This is a genomic window from Methylobacterium sp. 10, from assembly GCF_000519085.1.
Classification (GTDB): Bacteria; Pseudomonadota; Alphaproteobacteria; order Rhizobiales; family Beijerinckiaceae; genus Methylobacterium.
Genome location: NZ_KI912577.1, coordinates 533,010 through 549,007, shown reverse-complemented (window position 1 = coordinate 549,007; position 15,998 = coordinate 533,010). Strand labels below are relative to the sequence as shown.

The 15,998-nt window shown below is 68.7% G+C and carries 16 protein-coding genes; 8 read left to right on the top strand and 8 right to left on the bottom strand.

The annotated features are described in order from the left end of the window. Positions 1–52: 52 nt before the first annotated feature. The 5 genes from K368_RS0102515 to K368_RS0102495 form a co-directional block, all read right to left on the bottom strand. Positions 53–616 (bottom strand): DNA-3-methyladenine glycosylase, encoded by a 564-nt coding sequence (locus K368_RS0102515; protein ID WP_027171014.1) that lies wholly within the window; start codon positions 614–616, stop codon positions 53–55. Further along, positions 613–1,329 carry a ribonuclease HI gene (rnhA, locus tag K368_RS0102510; protein WP_027171013.1) on the bottom strand — a complete coding sequence of 239 codons (717 nt, stop codon included), beginning with the start codon at positions 1,327–1,329 and terminating at the stop codon, positions 613–615. Before rnhA ends, K368_RS0102515 begins: the two co-directional genes overlap by 4 nt. Positions 1,330–1,380: 51 nt before the next feature. Beyond that, the gene (locus K368_RS0102505) at positions 1,381–2,028 is read right to left on the bottom strand and encodes an urea carboxylase-associated family protein (protein WP_197031056.1); all 648 of its coding nucleotides are present in this window, start codon (positions 2,026–2,028) and stop codon (positions 1,381–1,383) included. Then, entirely contained in the window at positions 2,009–2,731 is a 723-nt protein-coding gene (gene gntA, locus K368_RS0102500) for a guanitoxin biosynthesis heme-dependent pre-guanitoxin N-hydroxylase GntA (RefSeq protein WP_027171011.1), read from the bottom strand. Before gntA ends, K368_RS0102505 begins: the two co-directional genes overlap by 20 nt. A 280-nt stretch (positions 2,732–3,011) precedes the next feature. Then, positions 3,012–4,475, bottom strand: a complete 1,464-nt coding sequence (locus tag K368_RS0102495) for a PLP-dependent aminotransferase family protein (RefSeq protein ID WP_027171010.1) — start codon at positions 4,473–4,475, stop codon at positions 3,012–3,014. A 355-nt stretch (positions 4,476–4,830) separates the two neighbouring features. Between K368_RS0102495 and K368_RS0102490 the strand changes: the two genes are divergently transcribed. The 8 genes from K368_RS0102490 to K368_RS0102455 all read left to right on the top strand — a co-directional run bounded on the left by K368_RS0102490 (position 4,831) and on the right by K368_RS0102455 (position 11,868). Continuing rightward, the gene (locus tag K368_RS0102490; protein ID WP_018041839.1) at positions 4,831–5,313 is read left to right on the top strand and encodes an MSMEG_0572/Sll0783 family nitrogen starvation response protein; all 483 of its coding nucleotides are present in this window, start codon (positions 4,831–4,833) and stop codon (positions 5,311–5,313) included. Between the two features lie 127 nt (positions 5,314–5,440). After that, positions 5,441–6,532 (top strand): Nit6803 family nitrilase, encoded by a 1,092-nt coding sequence (locus K368_RS0102485; protein ID WP_027171009.1) that lies wholly within the window; start codon positions 5,441–5,443, stop codon positions 6,530–6,532. Then, positions 6,477–7,565 carry an MSMEG_0568 family radical SAM protein gene (locus K368_RS0102480; RefSeq protein ID WP_027171008.1) on the top strand — a complete coding sequence of 363 codons (1,089 nt, stop codon included), beginning with the start codon at positions 6,477–6,479 and terminating at the stop codon, positions 7,563–7,565. The genes K368_RS0102485 and K368_RS0102480 overlap by 56 nt, the downstream gene beginning before the upstream one ends. 8 nt (positions 7,566–7,573) lie before the next feature. Beyond that, a complete protein-coding gene (locus K368_RS0102475; protein WP_027171007.1) occupies positions 7,574–8,119 on the top strand; it encodes an MSMEG_0567/Sll0786 family nitrogen starvation N-acetyltransferase in 546 nt (181 codons plus the stop codon). Between the two features lie 2 nt (positions 8,120–8,121). After that, positions 8,122–9,096 carry a sll0787 family AIR synthase-like protein gene (locus tag K368_RS0102470; protein ID WP_027171006.1) on the top strand — a complete coding sequence of 325 codons (975 nt, stop codon included), beginning with the start codon at positions 8,122–8,124 and terminating at the stop codon, positions 9,094–9,096. 5 nt (positions 9,097–9,101) lie between these two features. Then, a complete protein-coding gene (locus K368_RS0102465) occupies positions 9,102–10,280 on the top strand; it encodes an MSMEG_0565 family glycosyltransferase (protein ID WP_027171005.1) in 1,179 nt (392 codons plus the stop codon). Further along, positions 10,273–10,560, top strand: coding sequence for an MSMEG_0570 family nitrogen starvation response protein (locus K368_RS0102460; RefSeq protein WP_027171004.1), 288 nt, complete (start codon positions 10,273–10,275; stop codon positions 10,558–10,560). The genes K368_RS0102465 and K368_RS0102460 overlap by 8 nt, the downstream gene beginning before the upstream one ends. A 24-nt stretch (positions 10,561–10,584) precedes the next feature. Beyond that, on the top strand, positions 10,585–11,868 hold the full coding sequence (locus tag K368_RS0102455; protein ID WP_027171003.1) for an MSMEG_0569 family flavin-dependent oxidoreductase: 1,284 nt from the start codon (positions 10,585–10,587) through the stop codon (positions 11,866–11,868). Between the two features lie 85 nt (positions 11,869–11,953). On the opposite strand, the gene K368_RS0102450 is transcribed toward K368_RS0102455, so the two are convergent. Genes K368_RS0102450 through K368_RS0102440 form a run of 3 tightly spaced genes read right to left on the bottom strand, consistent with a single transcriptional unit; the run spans position 11,954 to position 15,752 of the window. Further along, positions 11,954–14,209, bottom strand: a complete 2,256-nt coding sequence (locus tag K368_RS0102450; RefSeq protein WP_027171002.1) for a xanthine dehydrogenase family protein molybdopterin-binding subunit — start codon at positions 14,207–14,209, stop codon at positions 11,954–11,956. Between the two features lie 14 nt (positions 14,210–14,223). Continuing rightward, positions 14,224–15,237, bottom strand: a complete 1,014-nt coding sequence (locus tag K368_RS0102445) for a xanthine dehydrogenase family protein subunit M (RefSeq protein WP_027171001.1) — start codon at positions 15,235–15,237, stop codon at positions 14,224–14,226. After that, positions 15,234–15,752 (bottom strand): (2Fe-2S)-binding protein, encoded by a 519-nt coding sequence (locus K368_RS0102440; RefSeq protein WP_027171000.1) that lies wholly within the window; start codon positions 15,750–15,752, stop codon positions 15,234–15,236. Before K368_RS0102440 ends, K368_RS0102445 begins: the two co-directional genes overlap by 4 nt. Positions 15,753–15,998 lie beyond the last annotated feature (246 nt).

Here is a 15,998-nt window from a genome sequence, read left to right as displayed (position 1 = left end):
AATCCGGGAATTTCCGCGACATCGAAGGCACTTCCGCCCCTTTTTTGGCGGCCTAGTCCCGTCGGCGCGACACCGGTTTGCTCAGATAGGCCGAGCCCGCGAGGAGGAAGCGCCAGGGGGTGTCCGCCCCGCGCGTGATGCCGATGCGACGGTCGGCCCGGATCTCCGGCGTCGCGTATCGTCCCTCCAGCTCGAACGGCGGCCGGTCGAGGGGGAGGCCGTCGTGCAGGCTCGTCACCGCCAGGGCCTGACACAGGCGGCCCGGCCCCGCGCAGAGGAGACGGAGGGCGTCGAGGCTGCGCCGCTCCCGCATGATCTCGATTCCTTGCCCCGGCTCGACGGCGCGGATCAGCACCGCGCTTCCCGGTTCGCAGACGAGGTTGAGGCACCAGTGCATGCCGTAGGAACGGTAGACATAGGCATGGCCCGGCGGTCCGAACATGCTGGCGTTGCGCCGGGTCGGGCCGTTGAAACTATGGGAGGCCGGGTCGCTCCGGTCGTAGGCCTCCGTCTCGACGACGAGCCCGCCGATTCCGGAGACGAGGAGGCGGCATCCGATCAGCTCGGCGGCGACGCTCGCCGCAGGCCGGGCGTAGAAATCCGCGCCGAGACTCACGGCTTGGCGGAACCACCATCCAGCACCCGGGCGATGCCGTCCGGCCCGAGTTTCAGCGCCACGCGGATCGCGCGTTCGACGAAGGCCTGGGGCGTCAGGCCGGCGAGCTTGGCCCCCCGCGACACGTCGAGGCCGAGGCCGAGATCGATCGCCACCTGCGTCGTGCGGGGGGCAGGAGCCGGTGGTTCCGCCGCCACGCCCGGCGGGGGCACCACCGCCGGGACGGCGGGGGGCGGCACTGGCTCGCTCGCCAGAGCCAGTCCCAGAGCCTGCCGCCGGCCCTGCGCTGCCAGCCGGTCGGCGCGCTCGTTGCCGACATTGCCGGTATGGCCCCGCACCCAGGTCCATTTCACATCGCGGGCGGCGTTGAGGGCGTCGAGTTCCTGCATCAGTTCGACGTTCTTCACCGGCCCGGTGCTGGTGCGCCAGCCCTTCGCCTTCCAGCCGCGCATCCATTCGGTCACCGACTTGATGACGTACTGGCTGTCGCAGCGCATTTCGATCGCCGAGCCGGCGGGGAAATGCGACAGGGCCTTGATCGCCGCCGTTAATTCCATCCGGTTGTTGGTGGTGGCGCGGTCGCCGCCGCAGAGTTCGACCTTGCCCTCCGCTCCCTCGATCACCACGCCCCAGCCGCCGGGGCCGGGATTGGGATCGCAGCCGCCATCGGCATAGGCGACGGCGCGGGCGAGGGCGGGCTTCGTTGTCGTCATGGCGCTGGTCTCGTGTCCGGGGCAGCGCGGCCCCTAGCACGAGGCGCAGGGTCAGGGCGATTGCGGCGCTGCACCTGCGGGTCGGATCTCGTAGTGGATCGGCTTGAAGGCATTATTGTTCGATTGCAGGGCAGAGCAGGCGGTGAGCCCGATGATGAGGTCGGTCTCGGCCTCGAACGTCACGTGATCGCCGGCCCGGCTGAGCGGCGGCTCGACCTTCAACTCCCCGGTCTCTCCGTTCACCACGACGTTCATGAACACGTTGAAGGCCACCGGGATACGGTCCGGCTCGATTCCATAGGGCGCGAGTGCGGCGGCGAGGTTGCCGAAGCAACCCCGGTGCGGATGCGCGTCGCCATAGATGATGCGGAACGTATCGGCCGAGCACGGGGTGAGGAGGAAATCGTGCCGCCCCACCGTATCCTCGACGATGCGCAGGAGGACGTTGGAGCGGTTCGAATAAATCGGATCGCCCGTCGTCAGGTAGATACGGCTGGCGTAATCGAGGGTCCGGCCCGACGAAATCACCTCGTCGCGGTCAGCGGCGGAAAAGGCCAGAAGGTCGGCAACCTGCTCGCCGTTCGGATCGATCACGGTGAGCCGCTCGCCCTTGGCAAGCTCGAAGGCGACGCCGCTCCGGGGCGCGATCTCGTGGCGGTGGATCGGGGGGAGGGCGGTGTCAGGCGGCATCGCGGCCATCCTCGGCGAGGCGGTCATTGTCGCCCTTGGCTCGACCCTGGAACGGGCAGACCCAGTCGCCGCCAACGGCGCGACCGCTGTACTGGCGGGCCTCGGAGGCATCGCCGTGCCGGGCCAGCATGGGGTTGATCGATCCGGCCAGCGCCTCGTCGCGGGCGAGGATCGCCGAGCGAAGCCCCTCGTAGCGGCCCTCCTCGCGCAACTGCTCGAACTGCGCACGTACATTGAAGACGAGGACGGGATGCGAGAAGCGGCGGGCCGGCCGGCTCGCGCCGGGATGCATCCCGACGAGGAAGAATGCCTCACCACCGAAGGACAGGGCGAAATGCGGGTCGTCCGGGTCGGCCTGCACCCGCTTGTCGTAACGCTGGCCGAGGAAGGCGTCCTTGTCGGACAGCGACTGTACCCGGTCCCACAGGTGCCCCTCGAACCGTTCTTCGGAGAGGGGCGAAGCGTCCTCGAACACCACGGCGAAGCTCTGGAACAGCTTCGGGTTCGCCCTGTAGCGATAGATGAAGGCGAGGAGCGCCGGATAGATCCGCGTGTCGTCCCAGCCCGAGGCGACGTCGCGCGCGACCAGGACCTTCAGCTGCCCCTTGGCGAGGGCCGATTTCGCGCCGACGCAAGGGAAGGGTTGATCCTTGATGAAGGCATGGAATTTGAGCGCCAGGGGATGGGTAGCATCGTCGGTGGGAAACAGCATGAGGCTCCGGATCGTCGTCGGTCGAGGCTGGCTCGTGAGGCTGGCCCTGAGGAGGACATGGCAAACCGATCGCCGCCTGGGAGGTTCCGCGCCGTGCAGGGACAGGACGTCGCTATCCACAGCTTTGCTAGAGTCAATGAAAGTCAATGCCAGGATCGCCGGTACCATCGGATTAGATCGATCAGTACTGATTCATACGATCCATCGATATTCAGGCTGTGTGTCTCGCGAGACATCTTGACGCTATTGCCGCATGCCGGCGACGAGGTACTTCGCCTCGTCAGATATAGGCCGAAGCCAGCGCGGGCGAGTGCGACAGGGCATGGGCGAGGATCTCCAGCGATTGCGCGATCTCCGCGCGGCTGGCGAGGCCGCCGAGGCAGATCCGCACGGCTTCCGGGGCTTGGCCGGCGGCGAGGAAGGCGTCGCTGGCCACGGCGCCGATCCCCGCTGCGCGGGCTTGGCTGGCGAAGGCCGAGCGGGTCCAGCCCTCGGGCAGGGATAGCCAGAGATGGAAGCCGGCGGGGTCGGCGGTCACGCCGTGCCACCCCAGCATCCCGGCGGCGATGGCCTGCCGCGCCCGGGATTCCGAGCGGACGAAGGCGAGGATCGCCTCGGCGGTGCCGTCGTCGATCCAGCGCGTGGCGAGGGCCGTGGTGATCGGCGAGGCCATCACCGTGGAGGCGCGCAGGGACGCCGTCAGCTGGAGCGCCGCCCGTGCGCTGGGCGCGAGCATGTAGGCGAGCCGCAGCCCCGCCCCGAGGCATTTGGCGAGGCCGGCCACGTGATAGGTAATCTCCGGCGCCAGCCGGTAGAAGCTGGTTGCCGGCTTCACCGGCACGAAACCGTAGGCGTCGTCCTCGATGATCGCCACGTTGTAGCGCCGCGCCACGGTGACGATGGCCTCGCGGCGCGCCGCCGAGATGGTGATCGTGGTCGGGTTCTGCAGGGTCGGGTTGAGGTAGAGGGCCTTCGGCGCATGCCGCGTACAGAGGGCCGCAAAGCCCGCGGCGTCGATGCCTTCTCCATCCATGGGCACCCCGACGAGGCGCAGGCCGAGATGGGCTGCGAGCGCCCGCGCGCCGGGATAGGTGAGCGTCTCGCAGCAGATCGTGTCCCCTGGTTGCGCCACTAGGCTCATCACGGCGCCGAGGGCGGCATGGGCGCCGGGGCAGATCAGCAGGCGGTCGCGCGACGCTTCGAGGCCGCGGCGCCGAAGCCACTCGATCGCTGCGTCCTTGTCCTCGGCCGTGCCGCCGAAGCCCTGGTAGCGCAGCAGGTTCGGCAGATCGTTGGACACCGCCGCGAGGCCGCCCTGCATCCGCGCGAGCAGAGCGGGATCGTCGGGTTCCGGCGGCAGGTTCATGGTGAAGTCGACAGGGCCGTGCCGGCGCGGGGCCACGGTCCTGGGCTGCGGCATCGGCATCGCGGGACCGGCCACGAAAGTCCCCTGGCCGACCCTCGCCTCCACGAGGCCACGACGCTGCGCCTCCACGTAGCCGCGCGCCACGGTGGTGAAGTTCAGCTCCAGCCGCTCGGCGAGAACCCGCTGGGGCGGCAGGCGTTCGCCGACGGCGAGCCGTCCGGTACGGATATCGTCGGCGATGGCCTCGGCGATGGCGAGGTAATGCGGCTTGCCCCAGCGTCCGAGGTCCGGCGTCCAGCCGTCCGGCGGCGGAGATGGGCTTGTCCACGATGGCCCGGGGCGACGGCCCGGCTTCCTGGATCCTCGTCCGGTGATCATCGCAGAACCAGTCAATGTGCGTTCCATGTCGAATTGTATGGATAGCAATCGTCGTGCCGCCGCATCGCGGCCCGACGCTGCATGGCGATTTGCAGTCAATACAGTCAAATAAAATACTAGTATCCGGATGCATATGTTGAGTATCTATGCATCGAATGCTCGGTTTTTGGGCGCCATCGCGAGCGAGGGAGGCGACGCGCCGCGCTGCATATTGACTGCACGATTGCATGTATTCCCCAGCGTGGAATTGGCCGGATTGCACTATCTTCGACGCTGGCACACGGATTGCCATCCCCTCATAGGCCGTCGCCGGCAATGATCGCGGCGGACATCGCGATATCAGGGAGTGTTTCCGATGCCAGCCGTCAGTGCCGAGCACCATAAGAAGGGCGATTACTTCGTCGATTACGAAGAGAAGGTCTTCGAGGACGTGAAGGCCGAGCCGGGCCAGAAGGCGCTCGTCACCTTCCATACCGTGGCCTTCGAGGGGTCCATCGGCTTCGTGAACCTGCTCCAGGCGACCCGTCTGCTTCGCAAGGGCTTCGAGACCTCAGTCCTGCTCTACGGGCCGGGCGTGACGCTCGGCGTTCAGCGCGGCTTCCCGACCCTCGGCGACGAGGCCTTCCCCGGCCATATGAACATGAACAACCAGATCGTGAAGTTCCTCTCCGAGGGCGGCAAGGTCTATGCCTGCCGTTTCGCCCTCCAGGCCCTCTACGGCCACGGCGAGCCCTCGCTGATCGAGGGCATCCGCCCCATCGCCCCCACCGACGTCCTCGACCTCGTCCTCCTGCACAAGCGCGACAACGCGGTGGTGATCGACACTTGGACGGTGTGAGGCGCGCCTGACCCCTCTCCCCGCGGGCGGGGAGAGGGGGTGCTGCGCCGAGAGTCCTGCGTGCCGGTCCCTGCGGCGGCATGGCAACCACTGATCCCCAAGGAACGGACCCATGTCCGAGTCACGCTTGTCCGAGTCACGCATCGTGCGCGCCGCCGCCGTCCAGATCTCACCCGATCTGGAGCGGCCGGGCGGGACGCTGGAGAGAGTGCTCGCCGCGACCGAGGAGGCGGCGGGCAAGGGCGCTCGGTTCATCGTGTTCCCCGAGACCTTCGTGCCGTACTACCCGTACTTCTCCTTCATCGCCCCGCCGGCGGCGCAGGGGCCGGAGCACCTGCGGCTCTACGAGGGCGCGGTGACGGTGCCGGGGCCGGTGACGCAGGCGGTCTCGGCCGCCGCGCGCAAGCATGGCGCGGTGATCGTGCTCGGCATCAACGAGCGCGATCACGGCTCGCTCTACAACGCGCAGCTGATCTTCGATGCCGACGGCACGCTCCTGCTCAAGCGCCGCAAGATCACCCCGACCTACCACGAGCGTATGATCTGGGGGCAGGGCGACGGCGCCGGGCTCACGGTGGTCGAGACGGCGGTGGGCCGGGTCGGCGCCCTGGCATGCTGGGAGCATTACAATCCGCTGGCCCGCTACGCCCTGATGGCCCAGCACGAAGAGATCCACGCGGCCCAGTTCCCGGGCTCGATGGTGGGTCAGATCTTCGCCGACCAGATGGAGGTGACGATCCGCCACCACGCGTTGGAGGCGGCCGCCTTCGTCGTGAACGCCACCGGCTGGCTCACCGAGGCGCAGGTCGCCGCAATCTCTCCCGATGAGCGGATGCGCGGGGCCCTGCGCGGCGGCAATTGCACCGCCATCGTGTCGCCGGAAGGCAAGCACCTCGTCCCGCCGATGACGGAGGGCGAGGGCATCCTCGTCGCCGACATGGACATGGCGCTGGTCACCAAGCGCAAGCGGATGATGGATTCGGTCGGCCATTACGCCCGCCCCGAACTCCTCAGCCTCAACCACGACGCGCGTCCCGCCCGCACGGTGGTGACCACGCCCGCATCGGACATCCCGCATCCCCGGAGCACCGACCATGAGCGACTCTCCGCTGCTGACCTCCCCGGCCGCTTCGTCGCCGGCGCACGCCCCAGTCTACCAGGGGATGCCGACGGAGCACCTGATCAACGCGCTCCAATCCTACGGAGTCAGGCTGGCTGACACCCGCGCCGGGGTCGCCAGCCGCCGGGGCGGGGCGGGGCCTTCCGACCACAAGGCGATGACCATCGCCGGCCGCACGGTGATGGTGCCGGTCCATACGGCGGGCGCCTTCGATTCTCCCTACCTCGTGCGCCGGCCGGATGCCGACGGGTCGAGCGTGATCGAGCATGACGGCACGGTGATCGGCCGGGTGACGTTTCCGGGCAAGCCTAGGTTCTACGGGCTCCAGACCCTCGACGGGGTGCCCTATTCGAAGATCGCCGTGCTGCACGGGCGCGACGTGCTCGCGACCACGGTGCTGCAGACCTGCATCCGCTACCAGAGCCGGACCAAGACCTGCCAATTTTGCTCCATCGGTCAGTCGCTCGCGGCTGGTCGCACCGTCGCCCACAAGACGCCGCAGCAACTCGCCGAGGTGGCGCGCGCCGCCGTTCTCCTCGACGGCGTCAGGCACATGGTGATGACCACGGGCACCCCCAACGCCACCGACCGGGGGGCGGCCGTGCTCTGCGAGAGCGCCTTCGCGGTGAAGGCGGCGGTGGATCTGCCGATCCAGGCCCAATGCGAGCCGCCGGACGACGACCGCTGGTTCGCCCGGCTGAAGGCGTCGGGCGTCGATGCGCTCGGCCTGCATCTCGAGGCGGTGACGCCGGAGGTGCGCGCCGCGATCATGCCCGGCAAGGCGAGCGTGCCGTTGGAGCGCTACTTCCAGGCGTTCGCCGCCGCCGTGCCGATCTTCGGCAAGGGTCAGGTCTCGACCTACATCCTCGCCGGTCTCGGCGACACGGCGCAGGCTATCCTCGCCATGTCCGAGCGCCTGATCGGCATGGGGGTCTACCCGTTCGTGGTGCCGTTCGTGCCGATTTCCGGCACGCCGCTGGAGGACCATCCCGCCCCCTCGCCGGATTTCATGCATTCCGTGCTCCAGCCGCTCGCGGCGATGCTGGCGGGGGCGGGTTTGCGCTCCACCGACATCAAGGCCGGCTGCGGACGTTGCGGCGCCTGTTCGGCCCTCTCCACCTACGAGCGGTGAGCGGGACGATGTTCGAGCCCGTCCCCGCCTACCGATCGAGCCATTTCCGGATCAAGTTCGCCACCGCGCCCTGGGAGCGGGCCGGCACGGCGTCCCTGCGCCGGCAGGTCTTCTGCGCCGAGCAGGCGATCTTCGAGGGGGACGATCGCGATGCGATTGATGCTGTGGCGATCCCGATCTGCGCCCTCTCGACGCTCGGCGGTGCGCCGGATGCCGTCGTCGGCACCGTGCGCATCCACGAGACCGCCGACCGGCCCGGCGAATGGTGGGGCTCGCGCCTCGCGGTGGCCCGCGATTACCGCCGGGTCGGCGCGCTCGGCGCCGGCCTGATCCATGTGGCGGTGGCCTCGGCGCATGCGCGGGGCTGCACCCGTTTCCTCGCCCATGTGCAGAGCGCCAACGTGTCCCTGTTCCAGGCGCTGAACTGGACCAGCCTCACTGAGGTCGACCTGCACGGCCGCGCCCATCACCTGATGCGGGCCGATCTCACGTATTACCCGCCCATGACCGACCCTGAGCGCGGCCTCGTCACGCTCCTCCGGCGGGCGGCCTGACCATGACCCTGCCGCCCTCCCTCGCCGAGATCGCACACGGCATCCGCCACGGGCGCGGCCTCGCCCACAAGCGGGACATCGACGCCGTGATCGGCCGGCTCGGCCTCGGCGGGCGCGCGGTCGCCGTGCCGCTCGGCGACGATTGCGCTGCCATCCCCGACGGCGACGGCTACCTGCTCCTGGCCATCGAGGGGTTCATGGACGAGTTCGTGGCCGCCGATCCATATTTCGCCGGGTTCTGCGGGGTGATGGTCAATGTCAGCGACATCGCCGCCATGGGCGGACGCCCCATCGCGGTGGTCGATGCCCTGTGGAGCCGCGATCAGGCCCATGCCGATCCGGTCCTGGCCGGCCTGAGGGCGGGGGCCGAGACCTTCGGCGTGCCGGTGGTCGGCGGGCATAGCAACACCCGCAACGCGGGCGAGCATCTCGCCGTCGCCATCCTCGGCCGGGCAAAGAGCCTCCTCACCAGCTTCGACGCCATGCCCGGCGACAGCCTCGTCGCGGCGATCGACCTGCGCGGCGGCTTTCGCGATCCGCACCCCTATTGGGACGCGGCCACCGGCGCCCCGGCGGAGCGCCTGCGCGGCGACATCGCGATCCTCGCCGGCATCGCCGAGGACGGCCTCGCCAAGGCCGCCAAGGACATCAGCATGGCCGGCCTCGTCGGCACGGCCCTGATGCTGCTCGAATGCTCCTGCGTCGGCGCTGCGATCCGCCTCGACCGCATCCCTCGGCCGGAGGGCGTCGACCTTGCCCGCTGGCTCACCGCCTTCCCGAGCTTCGGCTACCTCCTCGGCGTGCCCCCCGCGAATGTCGAGCCGGTCCTCCGGCGCTTCACGGATCGCGGGATCGCCGCCTCCGTCATCGGCGGCGTCGATGCGGGCCGCATCGCGACGGTGTCCGACGGGACGGAGGAGGCCGCGGTCTGGGACTTCGCCGCGAGCCCCCTCATCGGCTGCGGGCAGAGGACATGACGAGAATGACCGGGCCTCTCCGCATCGCGATCCTCGCGCATTCCACCCATCCGCGCGGCGGGGTGGTCCACGCCCTGGCGCTGGGCGAAGCGCTCGCCGCCCTCGGTCACCGGGCCGTGGTCCATGCGCCGGACCCGTCCGGCAGCGGCTTCTTCCGCAAGACGGCCTGTCCGGTGATCTCGGTGGCGGCGCGGCCAATCTCGGGTTCGACGGTGGATCTCGTGCGCACCCGCATCGAGGATTACCTGCGCCATTTCGCATCGCCGGCGGCCTGCGATTACGACGTCTTCCATGCCCAGGACGCGATCAGCGGCAACGCGCTCGCCACCCTCACCCGCCGCCGCCTGATCCCCGGCTTCGTGCGCACGGTCCACCACGTCGACCTCTTCTCCGATCCGCAACTCGCCTACTGGCACGACCGGGCGATCTTCGACGCCACCGCACTGCTTTGCGTCAGCAGCCTGTGGCAGGGCGCGCTCACGCGGGATTACGGGCTTACCGCCCTCAATGTCGGCAACGGAGTCGATACCGGCGCCTTCGGACCCGAGCCGGGAGAGGGGGACGCCGCATTGCGGAGCGAGTGGGGCCTAGGCGGGGGGCCGATCCTCCTCAGTGTGGGCGGGTTCGAGGAGCGCAAGAACAGCCTCGCCATCATCCAGGCATTCGCCCGGCTGAGGGAAGAACGGCCGGATGCTCAACTCCTCGTCGTCGGCGGCGCCTCGCTCCTCGACCATTCCGGCTACCAGGCCCGCTGCCGCGCGGCCCTCGACCGCAACGGCCTCGATAGCGGCCCTGGCCGCCCGGTGGTGCAGACGGGGCCGGTGCCCCAGGCCGCGATGCCGGCTCTCTACCGCCTCGCCGACGCCCTGGTGTTTCCCTCGCTGAGGGAGGGCTTTGGCCTCTGCGTGCTCGAAGCGATGGCAAGCGGCACGCCGACCATCGTCTCCGACCGGCCTCCCTTCACCGAGTATCTCACGGCCGCGGACACGGTGTTCGTCGACCCGGAGGACGAGGGATCGGTCCTCCACGGCATGCGTGCGGCCCTCCGGCCTTCCGCCATCGAGCGGTTGATCAATGCGGGCCTCACCGTCGCCGAGGCGCATTCCTGGCGCACCTGCGCCGAGAAGCACCGGCCGGCCTACGCGTCCCTCGCCGCCCGCAAGCAGGAGATGTCGGATGCCTGAAATGCATGTCCACGTGCGCTGGCCCGATGGCCGGCGCGAGGCCTGCTACTCGCCCTCCCTCGTGATCAAGGAGCATTTCGAGGTCGGCGAGACCTATGCCGTCGCCGACTTCGTCGCCCGCAGCCGGGTGGCCCTGACCATCGCCAGCCAGCGGGTGGAGGCACGCTACGGCTTTCCCTGCAGCCTCGCTTTGGGACAGCTCGCCCGGATCGAGGCGCGCGCCACGGCGCTCTCCGCCACGCCCGACGCCCGCGTCACCGTCGAAGCCTTCGAGGAATAGCGGCCCGAGCCGGAAGGACGCCCCATGGACCAGACCCTGACGCCCCCCTCGCACCATTCCGTCATCGTCGTCGGCGGCGGCCAGGCCGGCCTGTCGATGAGCTACCAGCTCCGCCGGTGCGGCATCGACCACATCGTGTTCGAGAAGAACACCATCGCGCATGCCTGGAAGACCCAGCGCTGGGACAGCTTCTGCCTGGTGACACCGAACTGGCAGTGCCAGCTGCCGGGTTTCCCCTATCCGGGGGAGGAGCCGCACGGTTTCATGCCCAGGGACGAAATCGTCGGCTATATCGAGGCCTATGCCCGGATGATCGAGGCGCCCGTGATCGAGGGTGTGGCGGTGACCGCGATCCGGCGTCGACCTGAGGGCGGTTTCACCGTCGCGACGAGCCGGGGCGAACACACCGCCGATCAGGTGGTGATGGCGATCAGCGGCTATCACGTACCCTCGATCCCGGCCTTCGCCGCGCGCCTGCCGGCGGGACTCCGGCAGATCCATTCCTCCGCCTACCGCAATGCCGGCGGCATGCCGGACGGCGCGGTGCTGGTGGTCGGCTCCGGCCAGTCCGGCTGTCAGATCGCCGAGGATCTTCACCTGTCCGGCCGAAAGGTCCATCTCGTGGTGGGCTCGGCGCCGCGCTGCCCACGCGTTCATCGCGGGCGCGATGCCGTCGATTGGCTCGCCGAGATGGGCCAGTACGACCTCCCCGTGGAAAACCACCCGCTCAAGGAGGATGTGCGGCGCAAGGCCAACCATTACCTCACCGGCCGAGATGGCGGCCGTGACATCGACCTGCGCCGCTTCGCCCTGGAAGGCATGAGCCTCCATGGCCGCCTCGAATCCATCGACGGGCCGGTGCTGCATTTCACCGACGATCTGCGCCGGAACCTCGACAACGCCGATGCGGTCTATACCGGCATCCAGGGCGCCATCGACAGGCACATCGCCGCCACGGGGATCGCCGCTCCCGAACAGGCGCACTACACCCCGCTCTGGACGCCGGGACCACAGGAGCCCAGCCTCGACTGCCTGGCGGCCGGCATCGGCAGCGTGATCTGGGCGACGGGCTTCCGCGCCGATTTCAGATTCATCGACGCCCCCGCCTTCGACGGGCGCGGCCTGCCGATCCACACGCGCGGCGTGACACCGGTGGACGGCCTTTACTTCGTCGGCCTGCCCTGGCTCCACACCTGGGGCTCCGGCCGCTTCTCCGGGATCGCGCGGGATACGGAACATTTGGCTGAGAGGATCGCCGACCTGCGCTTGAGCCGGTCCATCCGGGAGCCGTTGCCGTTGGCGAGTTGAGACAGCAAACACTGCCTTAGGCGAAAGATCCGGACCATCGAGGATGGCCCGGATCGTTTGACTGATCTCCGTACCGACTATTCGATCACCCGATGATCTTGTCGATGGTGATCGGCAGGTCGCGGATGCGCTTGCCGGTGGCGTGGAACACCGCGTTGGCGATGGCCGCTGCCGTGCCGACGATGCCGATCTCGCCCAGCCCCTTCACGCCCATCGGGTTGGCCTTGTCGTCCTCCTCCACGAAGATCACTTCGATGTCGTGGATGTCGGCATTCACCGGCACGTGGTACTCGCCGAAATTGTGGTTCATGAACCGGCCAACCGTGTGGTCGAGCATGGATTCTTCCTCCAGCGCCGAGCCGATCCCCATGACGACGCCGCCGAGGATCTGGCTGCGCGCGGTCTTGAGGTTGATGATCCGGCCCGCCGCGATGGCCGAGACGATCCGGGTCAGGCGGACCTGGCCCAGTTCCTCGTCGATCTTCACCTCCGCGAACACGGCCGAGTGGGTGTAGGAGGAGAACTCCTTCATGTGGCCCGCATCCGGCCCGGCACTCTCGGTGGCTTCGACCTTGTCGATGCCGGCCGCCTTCATGGCATCCACGAGGGAGACGCTGCGAGACGGGTCGCCCGCCACCTCGATCCGGCCGCCGGTGAAGACGACGCGCTCGAGATCGACATTGGCGAGGGGCGAATCGTCCATGGCGCGGGCCATGGCGAAGACGTCCGCCGCGATCTTGCGGCAGGCTTTCATCACCGCCGTACCGGACGAGGCCGCCGTCCACGAGCCGCCGGCCACGGGCGCCTCGGCGAGGTCGGTGTCGCCGAGCTTCGTCGTCACGTCCTCCATCGGCAGGCCGAGGGTATCGGCCGCGATCTGGGTGAGGATGGTGTAGGTGCCGGTGCCGATATCGCCGGTGGAATTGCCGACCACGAGCTTGCCGTCGACGGTCAGCGTGGCCTGCGCCGCGGATTTCTGCATCAGCGCTTCCCACACGCCGGTGGCCATGCCCCAGCCGACGAGCTCCTTGCCGTCGCGCATGGAGCGGGGCTCAGGATTGCGCTCCGACCAGCCGAAGCGCTCCGCGCCCTCTTCGTAGCAGGCGCGCAGGGCCTTCGAGCCGAAGGGCTTGTCCTCGGTAGGGTCGCGGTCGGTGTAGTTCTTGAGCCGCACCGCGATCGGGTCCTGGCCGGTGGCGTAGGCCAGTTCGTCCATGGCGATCTCGAGGGCGAACACCCCCGTCACCGCTCCCGGCGCCCGCATGTCGGCGGGGGTGTAGGTGTCGATCTGCGTCAGCTTGTAGTCGAGGGAGACGTTCTCGCAGGCCCCGTAGAGGATGGCCGACCAGTTGACCACGACCTCCTGGTAATCCTCGAACCGTGAGGTACCCGACAGGGCATCGTGCTTGATCGACCGGAGCTTTCCCCCCTCATCCGCGCCGAGGGAGATAGTCTGGCGCACGTCGGGACGGTAGCCGAAGGTGAACATCTGGTCGCGGGTGAGGGTCACCCGCACCGAGCGCTCCAGCTCGCGCGCGGCCATGACCGCGAGGAAGAGCTGGTATTGCGGACGCAGGCCGAGGCCGAAGCCGCCGCCGAGATACGGGTTCAGAACCCGCACCTTGTCCTTGTCCATGCCGAACACGCCCGCGATGTAGCCCTGGCTGTTCGAGACGCCCTGGATCTTGTCGTAGACGGTGATTGCGCCGTCGCCGTCCCAGACCACGGTAGAGGCGTGCGGCTCCATCGGGTTATGGTGCTCGACGGCGAGGGTGTAGTCGCCTCTGAGCTGGATCGGGGCCGAGGCGAAGGCGCCGTCGGCATCGCCCCAGGGCTTCGGCGGGGGCTTGATGCCGCCCCGCTTCTTCGGCGGCTCATAGCCGAACTCGCGCTGGCGCTCGACGTCGGTGAGCGGCTCCTCGGCCTCATAGGCGACCTTCACCAGGGACGCGGCATAGCGGGCGGTGCCGAAATCCTCGGCCACCACCAGGGCCACCGGCTGGCCGCTATAGTGGATCCTGTCGTCGTAGAGGGCGCGGAACGGGGATCCGGGGGGCGCCACGGCGTCCTGGTAATTGTAGTCGAGCCAGGCCGTGCGCGGCCGGTTTTCGTGGGTGAAGACCTTGAGCACACCGGGCACGGCTTCCGCCGCCGCGCTGTCGATGGCGGTGATGCGCCCCTTGGCGATGCCACCCGAGACGACGTAGCCGTGGGCGAGGTCGATGGCGGTGAACTCGCCGGCATATTTCGCCTGGCCTGTGACCTTGGCGGGGCCGTCGACGCGACTACGCGCGGTGCCGACGAAGCTGTCCGTGCCGGTGGAGGAGATGCTGTTGGCCATGTCTGGACGGGTCCTCAGGCGATGCGCTTGTCGGATTGCGACTGGGGCGTGCCGGACGCGGCCTGGGTCAGGCCGCGGATGATGGCGCGCCGGGCGAGTTCGATCTTGAATCCGTTCTCGGATTGGGGCTTGGCCTCCCGCATCACGATCTCGGCGGCGCCCTCGAAACTCTCGCGGGTGGCGGGCTTGCCCGTGAGGAAGGCCTCGGCCTCGGCGTTGCGCCAGGGCTTGTGGGCGACGCCGCCGAGCGCAAAGCGCGCCTCGCCGATCGTGTTCCCGTCGAGGCGCACCAAGGCGGCCACCGAGACCAGGGCGAAGGCGTAGGAGAGCCTGTCGCGCAGCTTCAGGTAGGTGTGGTGGCCGGCAAAGCCTTCGTCCGGCAGATCGACGGACAGGACGATTTCGTCCGCCTTCAGGGTGGTGTCGTATTGCGGCGTATCCCCCGGCAGGCGGTGGAACTCGGCAAAGGGGATGCGGCGCTCACCGCCCGGCCCGGTGACGCGGACCTGGGCTTCGAGAGCCGCCAGCGCCACGCACATATCGGACGGGTGGGTGGCGATGCAGTTCTCGCTAGTGCCGAAAATGGCATGGATGCGGTTGACGCCGCCGATCGCCTGACAGCCCGAACCCGGCTCGCGCTTGTTGCAGGGCGTCGCCTCGTCATAGAAATAATAGCAGCGGGTGCGCTGGTTGAGGTTGCCGCCGGTCGTGGCGGCGTTACGCAACTGGCCCGAGGCACCGGCCAGGATCGCGCTCGACAGGAGCGGGTACCGGTTTTGGATGCGCTCGTCATAGGCCAAAGTGGAATTGGTGACGAGGGCGCCGATGCGCAGGCCCCCCTCATGCTCTTCGATGCCTTCGAGGGGCAGGCGGGTGATGTCGACGAGGCGCTCGGGCCGCTCGACATTGTACTTCATCAGGTCGACGAGGTTGGTGCCGCCGGCGATGAAGCGGGCATTGGCGGCGGAGCCGATGGCTTTCACCGCCTCTTCGACCGTAGTCGGGCGAACGTAATCGAAGCGGTTCATCGGGCGGCTCCCGCGTGCATCACGTCTTCGATGGCATCGACGATGTTGGTGTAGGCGCCGCAGCGGCAGATGTTGCCGCTCATGGCCTCGCGGATTTCTTCACGCGACGTGGCGTGACCTTCCGCGATCATGCCGGCGGCGGAGCAGAGCTGGCCGGGGGTACAGTATCCGCACTGGAAGGCGTCGCGCTCCACGAAAGCGGCCTGGAGCGGGTGCATCGCGCCGTCCTGGCCGGCGTGTTTGGCCAGCCCCTCGACGGTGACGATCTCGGCGCCGTCCTTCATCACGGCGAGGGCGAGGCAGGAATTGATGCGCGTGCCGTTCACCAGCACGGTGCAGGCGCCGCACTGGCCGTGGTCGCAGCCCTTCTTGGTGCCGGTAAGGTCGAGATCCTCGCGCAGCAGGTCGAGGAGGGTGGTCCACGGCGCCACCTGAAGCTCACGGACCTCGCCGTTGATGGTCAGGCTGATGCCGATGGTGGCCGGAGCGCCGGGCGATCCGCTGTCGATGAGCATGGGCGTGTCCTGAAAACTCAGGGGCCGGGCAGGGCACCGGCCGCGTTTCTCGAATGGGCGGTGGCGCGAGGGGAAGGAACGTCCACGCCCCGCGCCGGTCCACTCGATAACCGTTCCAATCTGTGCCTGTTCCCGGGAGGGTGGTTTCCGCCTTCGGGAAGGATGCCGGGCGCTCGCTGGCGCTTGCGGCTGGACGAGCGCCGATTCTGCTGGCCTGAAATGTCGAGCGGGCGTGCAGCTTCGGAT

What these genes read in the sequence shown, in the direction of transcription:
- gntA (WP_027171011.1), bottom strand. Translation starts at nt 2,731, where the DNA reads ATGCTGTTTCCCACCGACGATGCTACCCATCCCCTGGCGCTCAAATTC.
- K368_RS0102470 (WP_027171006.1), top strand. Translation starts at nt 8,122, where the DNA reads ATGACCCTGCCGCCCTCCCTCGCCGAGATCGCACACGGCATCCGCCAC.
- K368_RS0102445 (WP_027171001.1), bottom strand. Translation starts at nt 15,237, where the DNA reads ATGAACCGCTTCGATTACGTTCGCCCGACTACGGTCGAAGAGGCGGTG.
- K368_RS0102465 (WP_027171005.1), top strand. Translation starts at nt 9,102, where the DNA reads ATGACCGGGCCTCTCCGCATCGCGATCCTCGCGCATTCCACCCATCCG.
- K368_RS0102440 (WP_027171000.1), bottom strand. Translation starts at nt 15,752, where the DNA reads ATGCTCATCGACAGCGGATCGCCCGGCGCTCCGGCCACCATCGGCATC.
- K368_RS0102505 (WP_197031056.1), bottom strand. Translation starts at nt 2,028, where the DNA reads ATGGCCGCGATGCCGCCTGACACCGCCCTCCCCCCGATCCACCGCCAC.
- rnhA (WP_027171013.1), bottom strand. Translation starts at nt 1,329, where the DNA reads ATGACGACAACGAAGCCCGCCCTCGCCCGCGCCGTCGCCTATGCCGAT.
- K368_RS0102455 (WP_027171003.1), top strand. Translation starts at nt 10,585, where the DNA reads ATGGACCAGACCCTGACGCCCCCCTCGCACCATTCCGTCATCGTCGTC.
- K368_RS0102490 (WP_018041839.1), top strand. Translation starts at nt 4,831, where the DNA reads ATGCCAGCCGTCAGTGCCGAGCACCATAAGAAGGGCGATTACTTCGTC.
- K368_RS0102495 (WP_027171010.1), bottom strand. Translation starts at nt 4,475, where the DNA reads ATGATCACCGGACGAGGATCCAGGAAGCCGGGCCGTCGCCCCGGGCCA.
- K368_RS0102460 (WP_027171004.1), top strand. Translation starts at nt 10,273, where the DNA reads ATGCCTGAAATGCATGTCCACGTGCGCTGGCCCGATGGCCGGCGCGAG.
- K368_RS0102450 (WP_027171002.1), bottom strand. Translation starts at nt 14,209, where the DNA reads ATGGCCAACAGCATCTCCTCCACCGGCACGGACAGCTTCGTCGGCACC.
- K368_RS0102475 (WP_027171007.1), top strand. Translation starts at nt 7,574, where the DNA reads ATGTTCGAGCCCGTCCCCGCCTACCGATCGAGCCATTTCCGGATCAAG.
- K368_RS0102480 (WP_027171008.1), top strand. Translation starts at nt 6,477, where the DNA reads ATGCCGACGGAGCACCTGATCAACGCGCTCCAATCCTACGGAGTCAGG.